Here is a 1,926-nt window from a genome sequence, read left to right on the forward strand (position 1 = left end):
TGAACTTTAACTGGTGCTTTACCTGTTAAGTAAGGAACATGAACATAAGCTGTTTTTCCGTTATATTCAAATTGAATCCAATCATTTTGTACTTGGTGTGTTGTTTCGATTACATCATCTTTTTTCAACTTACCAAGAATCTCTGAATCTGTGTTTGCACTAGCACGTACGTTTAATACGTTTGCTGTTACGTAGTAAGTGTCTTTTGTATAGTCAGCGCTTATGAAAGCTTCTTTACCGCTATTCAATTGAACTTTTGACCAACCATTTTCTGTATGTAAAACATTTACTTTATATCCATCTAATAATTTTCCTACAACTTTTGATTCAGTAGTTGGGTTTTCTCGTACGTTTAGTACGTCAGTCGTTACGATAGTTTCTGCTTTAGCAGATGTTGTGAAAATCCCAAGACCAAAAACCGCTGCTGTTGCTATACCCATAAATTTTTTCATAATAGCCTCCATTGCATTTGTTTTCGTTGACCTCATTATAGCAACCATTATTTTCTTATTTGCGAAAAACATAAAATTACAAAGCTTTCGTAACGGGGCATTAATATTCTGTAACAATTCCATAAATATCCTGATAGCGCTTCCTTGTTGTTTTTTGGCGTATTAGGGCATATAAAACACAAAATGAGTAGTATTTCAATTACTATAACGTTAATAATATTACAGTAATTTTTCTTAAGTGTATCTATAGTGTTACAAAAGTAGTGTGTTTTACTGTTTAAATGAAAAAATAGTTATAGAATAATAATCTTTTTAGACGTAAAAAGATATAAATGAGGTGAAATTTAATGAAATATCGATATAATTGTTACAAAATCAGTCGAAGCATGGAAAAAATTACGCCTTGATTTTCGTCTGTTACATAGTATTTTTGCAATAATAGGATTAGATAATAGCCTTAGTAGCTATAAATAATGAAGAGTATTAGAATGATAGTTGTAACGTGAAACATATATAATAGAAGAAACTCAATTTAATAGGTAAATAAAAAACGCAGGAGTGTAAACTCCTACGTTTTTGTTTATTCATATCGTAAACATTCAATTGGATCAAGTTTTGCAGCTTTGTTAGCTGGTAGTAGTCCGAATGCAATACCGATTAGCATTGAAATACCTACTGCAAGAAGTCCAAGTTCTTTTGAGACAACGAGTGGCCATCCAGCAAAGATTGAGACGATCCAAGCGAAGAAAATACCGAGCATGAATCCGATGAAACCACCAAGTCCTGTTAAAATACAAGATTCGATTAAGAATTGTGTTAATACTTTACCACGTGTTGCACCAAGTGCTTTACGAATACCAATCTCACGTGTACGTTCTGTTACAGATACGAGCATGATGTTCATTACACCGATACCACCAACAAGTAAGGAAATAGCAGCAATACCACCGAATACCATTTTCATCATACCGATTGATTCGTCTAGTTGCTTCGTAAATTCACCCATGTCTTGCGCTTCAAATTTATGCTCAAATTTAGGGGCCTTCATGTCGTTTAAAACGGAAACGGCTTCTTTTTCTACATTTTTACGTTCCGATGGAGAAACGAGTGTTAATTTTACAGTGTCATACTCAGTTACTCCAGAAATGACAGGGGCATTTTCAAGTGATGTATAACCTTCTGACATAGCCATTCCAAACTCATTTTTCGTTTCGTACACACCGACTACTTTATATGGTTTTCCTTTTATATCTGTGTATAAATTTGATTCCCAACCATTAAATAATTTATTGAAAGCTTCTTCATTTAATATAACAGCAGGAATTGCTTGGTTTAATTCGCTGTCGTTTAATTCACGACCGTGAACTAATTTTATTTTTGAATCTGTCATAAAGGCGCCTGTTCCACCTTTTAAATCAAGAGAGACATCTTTTGAACCAGCAGATGCTTTTACTTTCATACTTACATCTGGATA

At 33.5% G+C, this 1,926-nt stretch carries 2 protein-coding genes; both read right to left on the minus strand.

Going from position 1 to position 1,926, the window contains the following annotated elements; all coding sequences use genetic code 11:
* A partial coding sequence (locus tag MR170_RS30465) for an SH3 domain-containing protein (protein WP_242310612.1) occupies positions 1–575 on the minus strand: 575 nt, incomplete at its 3' end.
* Between the two features lie 457 nt (positions 576–1,032).
* A partial coding sequence (locus MR170_RS30470; protein WP_242310614.1) for an ABC transporter permease occupies positions 1,033–1,926 on the minus strand: 894 nt, incomplete at its 5' end.

The sequence above is a fragment of the Bacillus cereus group sp. BfR-BA-01524 genome, from assembly GCF_022662595.1.
GTDB lineage: Bacteria > Bacillota > Bacilli > Bacillales > Bacillaceae_G > Bacillus_A > Bacillus_A thuringiensis_S.